This is a genomic window from Synechocystis sp. FACHB-383 (genome assembly GCF_014698605.1).
GTDB classification, from domain to species: Bacteria; Cyanobacteriota; Cyanobacteriia; order Cyanobacteriales; family Microcystaceae; genus Synechocystis; species Synechocystis salina.
The window spans coordinates 23293-32667 of the sequence record NZ_JACJTJ010000062.1; the positions used below are offsets into that span (position 1 = coordinate 23293).

A 9375-nucleotide genomic window follows, 5' to 3' on the forward strand; every position below is an offset into this window, starting at 1 on the left:
CTTAAGCAGCTTGCGGAGTCTAGGGGAATTAGTGTGAATAAGTTAGTTGAGGAGCTTTCAACCATTGCTCTGACTGAATTTGATGCTTATAACCGTTTTCGGTTAATGGCGGCTCGGGGTAACGTCACTGAGGGTTTAAGGCTTTTGGATAAGTTAGATGGATTAAGTTAAACCCCTAGTAAAACTTGGCGATCGCCTACAAAATCCTCAATGCACGGTGGTAATCCACGGTGCCATCAAATTTAAACCCCACAGAAAGCCGGGCTTTAGCTGGGAGGACTTTGCCTCCTATTAGTAACCAACAAGAACTTTTGGCGATCGGTAGAAGTTTTGATTACTCTCGCTTAACGACTCAAATCAGTGGTGGCAGATAACCTCGAAATCACACAAGCAGTCTTTGACCGTCCGCTGCCACGCAGTGAATCACTCGCTATTCGACAGCAACGCAAGATCACCTATAATAAAGTTGCGTAATACCAACCGGTCTTCACCTACGACAGTGACAAGTTGATTAAACAAATCAGGACGAATCACAATGCCACATCCCCAAAGTTGAGGTCGCGCGAGATAGTAGTCACTAGTATCGTACTCGGCACGCCATGTAGTTAGGGCGAGAGCTAGACCATTTTCATCCTCGTAGCTGAAGGGTTCTCCAGGATGTAATTTGAGTAGCGAAATCAGAGATGTTGTTGGAGCAAGAAGGGGGATGGGGACACCAAGACCGTGGTGTACATCACCGACTATCGCCAATTCATAGTCAATACCAACCAGTGGCTGGCTTTTTTCAAACAAAGGTGCTTCTAAAGTATGGTCAACTTCAATACTCCATAGTCGCAGGTCTCCAGTAGTTACTGGTGGGCGTGTCAGTGCTTGTCGATCATTCGTATTTCTTACCTCTAGGGCACAGTAACGCTCTACAAATAGATCAGTTTTACGTTGCCAATCTGGATGCTTTACACAGCGATTCTCAACAGTGGCGAACCATCGCCAGCCTCCAAAATTGCCACCTTCAACAATGGGTGAACAACTGGCAGGCTTGACTGTAATCGTTGCGAGAAGACGCTCATCCTCTTCAGCAGCTTCCACAACAGATGGTCTAGAACTATGTGATTGATATTCGTGGATTTGTACCCATACTTCGTTACCAATACTAGGCGGTGGAGAAATCTGTGGACGAGGTTGCCGATGTGTTTCTAAGAGCAGTGGGATAGTTGGGTCGTTGAGTAGTGCTGAAGCCAACTGGTCTTCCCACTCCATCGGGCTAGCAATTAGCTCCCCAGCCATTAAACATGCAGTGCGACCACCCGCGGCAATCGACTGTAGTGAATCTTCGACTATTTCATCATTTGCAAGAAATGCATTTGGCCATTGTTTACGAATTGAATCGGCAAATGCATCTAGTTGTGACTTTAGCCGCTTTTTAAAGGCTTCAGAAGCACGAACTTCAGCAACTTGATCACCCACGCCATCTAACAAGCCAGGTAAGAATCTCTCTCCCTTTGACAGTCTTACTCCAGCAACAGCCTCAATAAATCTCTTGTTATGTATCAATGCGTCTGAATTTGATTTATCAATGCTATCGGGGAGCCAGATATGTTCTGATTGCTCACTCAGCAATGCACTGTGGGCAGAATTCGGTGGCACTAAAGGAGGCTGGTCACCACGAATTAGGCGGCGAGCAAGCGCCCGAACCGTAAGACGGTCGCGTGATACTAGATCGCGAAGCGTATTTTGGCACTCCATTAGGATGGGGAGACTTTTCGCGGCTGATACCTCCATTAACCGAAGAAGCCAAGCAAGCGTCGCAGGATCAGAGATGGTACTAAGCGCAGTAACAAATGCAGGCGCTGCGACCTGTGGACGCTCATTCAGGAGAAGTTGTACAGCCAAGAATGCACGTCGCTTTCTCTCCCGACTAGGATGAGCAAGACCACCCAGCACCGCTAGTGCTATTGCTGCGTCAAGGTCACCGGGTGCAGGTTCCCCAGAATCTGGATCTAAAGGTTGATACACAAGATCTGGAGCATCAGATGGATGAACGTGCGGAGTCCGTTTTTCAATGACAGCAAATGCTTCGTCCCATGCCATAAATGCTACATCTAGCGATGCTTTATCTGGGTACACCAGTGCTCCGACAGAGAAAGCATAAATAATCGCCTGCGAGATACCGTAGATTTCGTAGTGTGAGGTTGCAATCACTCGCTCTATTTCCTCAGCAACTACCTCGCAAGCAATTTTCGAGTCTAAGGCGGTAGCTTGTTGAAGAGCATCGATCTCCGGCTCGCCACCAAATGACAACCAGCCGCCGCCACGTGTACGTGTCCATGTCAGGGTGTAGGCAACTGCTGCTAGCTGCAATTCACCATGTCTTTCTAGACCTTCAGCTATTGGTCGCAATATGCTAAATTGCTCACCAAAGCCTGAGCCTTCAGCGAGCGACTGAAGTGCTGATATGGCTTCCTCATGCCTACCTTCTGCGGCCAGATCAATAAGCCGATATCCGATAATGTTTGCAAACCGCTCTTGACTCCATTGCGGTGACTGTGAGTCATACGGTTTACGATGCCACAGACGAATTGCACGTACGAGACCAGATAGACCTTCAGGAAAGGTAACTGCTGCTATATCGTCCACTTTATTTGCTCTAAAAGGCATGGATTTGAAGGAGATTTCCTTCTCCTGAGCGTCCTTACGATTTATCGTACTGTCATCTCGAATCGCAAAGACTTGGGGGAGGTCAGCGTTGGCGGCAATCTCATTAATCTTCGCAACTTTTTCGTCGTTCTTCGCAATCAGCTCTTCGCTATTCGAAACGCTATATGACACTGGTCGTTCATCCATCCGTGCAAGTAACCATGTCATTAATTGGAGATAAATAAGACTTCTTGCACTCGAATCACTTGCCAAACGTTGAAGCTGTCCAATGTCCATTTGGTGAAGAGGGGTATCAAGCGTTAAGCGTAAAGCACCTGAGAGTAGAGGATCAACTTTCTCGCACCACTCTTGCCACACTTTTTCTAATGCTCCATTCAGAAGTGAATTTGGCAGGTTGCACTCCGATAGCAATTGAGGAACTGCAAGGTTAATTGTCGCGACTGGATCGGCTTTTGCGAGGAGTTCCCACCAATAACTCCACGCGCCACGTGTTCCTCTCCCATCTGTGTGAAGAGGAACACGTTCGCATAATCCTTGAACCGCAGCTATACAACGGCGAGCATGGGCAGGTTCTTTTTCAATAAGCATTGGGAGCGGATCAAGAACTTCGTAGATCGTTGCATCTTTACGCCATCCATATGCAGTAAGGAATAGACATGCCTCTCGCCAGAGGTCTTGTGTTCGCGCTCTATCATCAGCGGCAAGAGCAAGCCGTGCTGCAAGGAGCCTATATTCAGCGAGATCTGCGTAGAATCGTCTGGCAGAACCTTTCTCAATTTCATTTTTTAAAAAATCTTCTGCAATGCTATATCTTGTTGGTTTTACCCCATTTACAACGATTCGAAGAATAAAATCTGGTGGAACTGGGCCACCCATCTCTCCATGTATCGTTACAGTGACTGAAGTGCTAATCTTCTTCAGAATGCCTAAGCCTTTCTCCCACTGCTGATCATCAAGCACATCCATGACCCGACTGATCGTATCTTCGATGGTTCTATGTAAGGGATAAAGGTCACACGCACGGGGATCGCCAGAGAATGGATCTAGGTCACCCATCAATAATTGGAGCGCCTCAAGAGCATCGGCTCCTTGATTAGTCGATTCTGCAATCTCCGCTCTTGATAACCCTATGATGAAACGTAGCCAACATCGGTACCAGCCATCACCGACAATAAGTGCTTCAGCGGCATTTAAGCCAATCGGATCTAAATAAGCCGCTATTGCACAAGCATCCAGCCAGGCACATATGCATTCACTTTCCAATCGGACTGATCGTTCTTGAACAAGACGAGTTAGATCTAGCAGTCGCTCACGAACAACCGTTACTGTGTCATCTATTAAACAGGTAGGATCAATACCAAGCTTCAGAAGCCGATGAATTGAACCAACTGGGACTCCATGTGCAGCGGCTGCAATTCCCCACAGTCGTGTTGAACCGACTTCAAGTACAAAACCCGGTTTGCTGGAAAGCTCTTCTGCCAAAACGAGATAAGCTTCACCTGGATGCTCAAGCTCCTTAAGGAAACGCGTAATTCCAGCCCAGCCATAAGTATCGTCAATTGCATTAAGTACTTGGCCAACTGGTAGGTCTCCGTCATCAACCCATTCAGCAAGTCTGCTCCAATTAATCGGCGCTTCTAAATCCAACTCTTTATCTACATCTTCACTACCTCTTTGTGGCGTATTGGCTTTATTTGATGTGGTGTGGTTTTCTAATTCGCGATGAGAGTTAATAGCCGATAAGCGCAATCGTCCTCTCAGCCATGCTAGCTCCACAGCACGATCTGACGCTTCGCCATAAGAGGTATTGTCATTCTCTTTTTCACGGAGGTATTCGAGCATATATGCACGCCAAGGTGCAGTAGCACCGAGTGCGTCAACAGCAGCACACATCTGTAGTCCCTCACGTGCTTGTACGACGAGCCGATCGTCATCAATGAGACGGGCTGCAAGAATGTCAACTCCTAGCAAAAAAGCTGGAACATCTGCAAAAGACACCAATAAGGAATCGAATCTTTCTCGCTGGAATGAATGGACTCCACGCGACATTTCTACGTAACGCACAATTGCTGGCCAGTCGCCAAGGCGTGCAGATGATCTAATTGCTGTGGCAAGATTTGAAAGAATTGTTGATGAGGGAAAACCTGCTGCTACCGCATCTATAACAAAAGATTCATTTACAAGAGCTAGCACCCGATCATCATTTTCTATCTGAGAGAATATCTTCGGTAGTGATTGAAAAGCTCGTGAATCATTTAGGAATCCTTTTCCATTAAGCCAATTAGCGATGCTATTGAGTAGGGCTTTAACAGCAATAGGTGCATCCTTAAACTTATCGCGCAAATATCTGGCGAAAGACTCATGATATATCCGAATACCACCCTGAGTGGCACGCTCTACTAGAACAGGTTCCAGAACTTCCAGTGCCCTATCTACATGACGTGAACGAGTCGGTTCAATTTCTCGTAGCTCTACACGTGTCACAGCAAAGTCAACAAGTGCAATCACTTCAGCAACCCAATCTGCTGTATCCCCAAGCGTTGCATACAAATGTTCGTAGTAATTCTTTAGAGTGCCATCGAAGGGAGGCAGTCCCAGTACAGCATTTGAAAAATCTGTGAGAGTATCACCCTGTCGTAACATTTCTCGGCAAAGGTAGGTTGCATAAAGTGCATTCCCTTTTGACCGTTCATTAAGGGCATTGAGAAATCCTTCAATAGCTTCAGCATCTTCAATTAATGGAGACTGCTTCGGCAGTTGATGTTCTTCAGATGGTATGACGTTGAGTCGCCCCGCAAGTAGCTTTATTTCATCATGATCAAGACCTGGAAGATTAACAGTTTTGGCACCCACATCTTTCAAGGACTGGAGATGTGCTCCTGGTTGACTAAGGACAATCACGACTACTCCAGCGGGAAGATCGAGTAGAGATAGAGATTCTGCAAGGCTTTTTGATGGATCGAACCCAACACCACTTCGAGCGCGTACTCGTGTAACGTGATCAATCCCATCTATAATCAGCGCAACTCTACGATCAGGCTCACGTCTAAGCGATTGCCATAGGCATTCCACGAGCACAGCCTCGTCTGCTGCAAATCTTGGGCGCTGCTGTTCCACAAGTTTTGGATCAGCGTCAGCGAGGCGACTGACTAAACTGCCGAAGACAGCTTCTGCAAGAACACGTTCTGTCTGCTCGGTGTCAGCATCTCCCAAGTAACAATAATGCTCTGCAATAAGCCACCCTTCACCAACGAGTGCTTTGAGAAGCTGCTGACTTACCCAGGATTTCCCATGTCCCGGAGGTCCCTCAACTATTAGACAACCGCCAGTTTTAGCAAGCTCATTTGCTTCTTCGGCCAATTCACTAACTGCTGTTGGCCTTGACACTTCAAAGTTTAAATCAACTGGATATGCTCGTGAGACAGCTCCAAAGTCACTTCGAAGCTGTGCTCTCCTAAGGAGTTCTTGGGCTGTTGGCTCAAGCCTATCCTGGCGCGCTGCACGTGCTGCTGAGATTAGGGCTGCTGCAACATCAACAGAGGATCGATCAGTATTAGGAAAGGCTTCAGCACCAACCTCATCTCGTACTCGCGTCAATAACAAGATTTCTGCGAAGTCAGGTGCTGTTAAATCTGCGCTTGATGGGGGTGCACCAACTTCAATAACCAAATGAGCGCAAACCCATATCAGGTCATCGTACTCAATAGATGGAATGTTGGTAAAGAGGAAGGCAAATGGGAATCCGCTCAACTTTTTAGTTGGCTTGTTACGTTGATTCCAAAGTGCTTCCGGATCAAAGGCTAGCCTTAACGTTCTTACTCCGGCCAAAAATGGCCCTGGATCAGGGTCAGATCTTTTCAAAAAGTCTTTAAGAACTTGGTCTTGAGGTTCCTGATCTCGCAGCACAACTCGGAAGGTTAACTCGTGAGCGTCACGACCAGGACCGACTCGATCTGCGATCATACACTCTATCAGACGATCTAGACTGAGTTTTCTACCTTCTGTTGTAAAAGTTGTTAGTGACAGTGGCTTATCGTCATTATCTGTGTGCTTAAACTGAATCCGCTCGCGGTTTCCAAGAGCATCAATTGTAGTGAGGTCATCGAACCTATCATCGGATATGAGTTTCTTGTCAACATCAGCGTGAACTACATTGCCAAGCAGCATATCCACAAAGCGACAAGCGACGAGCAGATCCTGATATTCATATCCTCGATGGGCTGCAATTAGCGGCATGCTTTACCTGACCAAACCAAGTTCCTCGACATCTAAGTTGAAGTTGATCTGATGCATCCAATTTGGTGTGAGCAGCATCTCTACAGCCTATGGTAGCTCGACCTTTTGTGAATCGTGAAATTCAGAAATTTCATTATAATGAAAAAAATTTACGGCGGATTCTGAATAAGTCTGATACACGTCAGGCGGCTGTAAGCTTAATTTTATCAGGAGTTTACTGTACCAAATGGATGCCGTAATTACCGTAATAGTCTTTCTACTAACTAAAGTTCTAATTTTTGCCCCTTTAGTACTTTGTAGCAGCGCCATATTGTTCTTTCCTGAATCTGGTAGCCAATCATTTAGGTTTACTCCATAAAACACTTACTAGGAGAAAATTTCAGGATTTTTCCAATGTAAAATACAAGAGCAAGACTTTTTATTAAGTACAGATCCTAAAAGCTTTGCCATCAAAGACTTCTGGCAATTTATTTAACAAATCTCTGACTATCCCTCTTCCGTCAGTCATGGAAAAAAATTTTCAGTACTACACCAAAAGTCGCTCCATGGAAGTATTTCAAAGTTTTCAAGACTCGACAATTATAAGTGCTAGTATTTTATTAAGTACATAAATAAAATCCTCTGTTGTTAAGGGCTTTCAAGGATTGGTTGAAAATTTACTTGCCCAGTCTCACGGAAGAGGGCTATAGCAAAAAATGAGTTATTTGGGACACTTTCAATTTCAAAACGCTTATTCCAAGAAGGTTTCAGTGACTGTTGGTTCTAACTGTCTCGATCTTCGCTATAGAAAGAGTGATAACTCCTACTTCCGCCTGCGCCAATCCCAAATCCCCATTAGCCCAAACCCCACCTTTATTGGAAATCGCCTCTTGTTCCAAGAAATCATACCGGTGTGCATTTTCGGGGCATGACCTCTTATAGCGTTCATAGTAGTGGGCCATTCCGGCTAGAATCATTTCGCCATTGACCCCTACCTCAAGGCCTGGAGTGTCAGTCATTGCAAAAACTTCCACCACACTGCGCCCATACTGATCTTTTTCCGCCCCCATCAAAATAATTTCCCGATTATCCGTCAACATTGACCGGAGATAATCCCGTGCTTCCACTCCACCAGCTTGTTTCAATTTTGGGGCATCAGTGTAGACTGTCCTGACCTTGAATCATTGTCACTGGTCCGGCATGGGTTCAAAGCGGAGTGACCCATCTATTTCCACATAAAGCACACGGTTGATCATGTCTCTTCCTGTAGCCATTTCCTCCGCCAAGGCGATCGCCGCCAGGGTGACAACTTCAACTTGTTCAGCGCGGATTAACTCCCCATTACAGATGAAGATAATACCTGGGTGAATTTCTGTTGCTCTAGCAATTTGTTCAAAATCTTTGATATTGGCAGTGACAACAATATAGTCATTTTTGTACGCGTACTCAAAAACTGCTCGATCTTCAGCGTTAATTAAGCCCCTATCTCTAACAGCAACAGCCTCAATACCCAATTTTTGGCTAATTACTTGGGCAATGGAGGGGGAAAGGTCTTCATCAATCAGCAATTTAAAGGGGTTGGTAAGCTCGATCACAAGTCTGGCGTTGGCAATAGATTGGGGCAAACTTAAGATCGATGGGTTTCAAATAGGGATAATCCTCAAGGATGGCCGCAGGGTGTTCTCCTCGTTCTACTAATGATGCAACCCGCAGTACCGTCAATCGGCTATCTGGAAAGACAGTTTCGCCGCCCATAATAGCTGGATCTTGCACCAAACCCTCTGCCCACCGTTGGAATTGAGCATTTTCCTGTGGACTAAGCTCAACATTCGACGGGGACTTATCTCGGTTTTGGTGAGAGTGGCGACTTAACATGTTCACCTCTATTAGATATTTCCAGCGGCCTCAGTATAGCAAATAGCAAAATAGAGATAGGACTAACCAAAGATTTTTGTGCATATTGTTAACTATAAAATCCGGCAATTATAAACGTCCAAGCTGTAATTGATGTAAAAAATAAAGCAAAAAGTAATGCCATAAATCGCTAACAAAAAGAGCCTTGACAAAAAGAGAGGGACATATAAAATAGCCCCACTCAATGACACTCCCTGCAATTATGAAGTACAAAATACTCCCCAGTCTAGCCTTGGTGATGCTGGGCATAACGGCGCTTGCTCCTGGTGCTTTTGCCAATCCAACGGTGGGGCGCGAAACCCGCACAGGAGACATATACGTTTCCGGTTTAGGTAGTTATCAATCCATCAAAGGGGAATATTCATCTCTGCCCAGATCAACCAATAAAAACGCCAACGAGTGCGGTGTGATCAAACTAAGTGGTTCCTCCACCAGCTTGCCCATAAATGCCGGAGATACTTTCAAACTAAATGGAGGAGCGGACATTGCCTTTAACTCTCTGGTGGTGGAAGCAGAGCCAAAATGTTCCAACGGTGTGTTGGTGGGTAATCCTACTCCATCCGCCACCCTGAAAGACTCCAACGGGAACGT

6 protein-coding genes are annotated in these 9375 nt (G+C 45.8%); 2 read left to right on the forward strand and 4 right to left on the reverse strand.

Features of this window, described 5'->3' with window-relative positions:
• The first annotated feature begins 33 nt into the window (after positions 1-33).
• Complete coding sequence (locus tag H6G45_RS18500; RefSeq protein WP_338116586.1) at positions 34-171, forward strand: hypothetical protein; 138 nt, start codon at positions 34-36, stop codon at positions 169-171.
• A 252-nt stretch (positions 172-423) separates the two neighbouring features.
• Here the strand turns inward: H6G45_RS18500 and H6G45_RS18505 are convergent, their stop codons facing one another.
• From H6G45_RS18505 to H6G45_RS19995, 4 genes are all read right to left on the reverse strand, one after another.
• Positions 424-6891, reverse strand: a complete 6468-nt coding sequence (locus H6G45_RS18505; protein WP_190599854.1) for an ATP-binding protein — start codon at positions 6889-6891, stop codon at positions 424-426.
• Positions 6892-7637: 746 nt separating this feature from the next.
• The gene (locus H6G45_RS18510) at positions 7638-8015 is read right to left on the reverse strand and encodes a thermonuclease family protein (protein ID WP_242018253.1); all 378 of its coding nucleotides are present in this window, start codon (positions 8013-8015) and stop codon (positions 7638-7640) included.
• 42 nt (positions 8016-8057) lie between these two features.
• Positions 8058-8495 (reverse strand): DUF5615 family PIN-like protein, encoded by a 438-nt coding sequence (locus H6G45_RS18515; protein ID WP_199309861.1) that lies wholly within the window; start codon positions 8493-8495, stop codon positions 8058-8060.
• The gene (locus H6G45_RS19995) at positions 8440-8745 is read right to left on the reverse strand and encodes a DUF433 domain-containing protein (protein ID WP_199309862.1); all 306 of its coding nucleotides are present in this window, start codon (positions 8743-8745) and stop codon (positions 8440-8442) included. Before H6G45_RS19995 ends, H6G45_RS18515 begins: the two co-directional genes overlap by 56 nt.
• A gap of 241 nt (positions 8746-8986) precedes the next feature.
• On the opposite strand from H6G45_RS19995, the gene H6G45_RS19700 reads away from it, so the two are divergent.
• Positions 8987-9375 (forward strand): hypothetical protein (locus H6G45_RS19700; protein ID WP_242018254.1); only part of this gene is annotated, 389 nt, incomplete at its 3' end.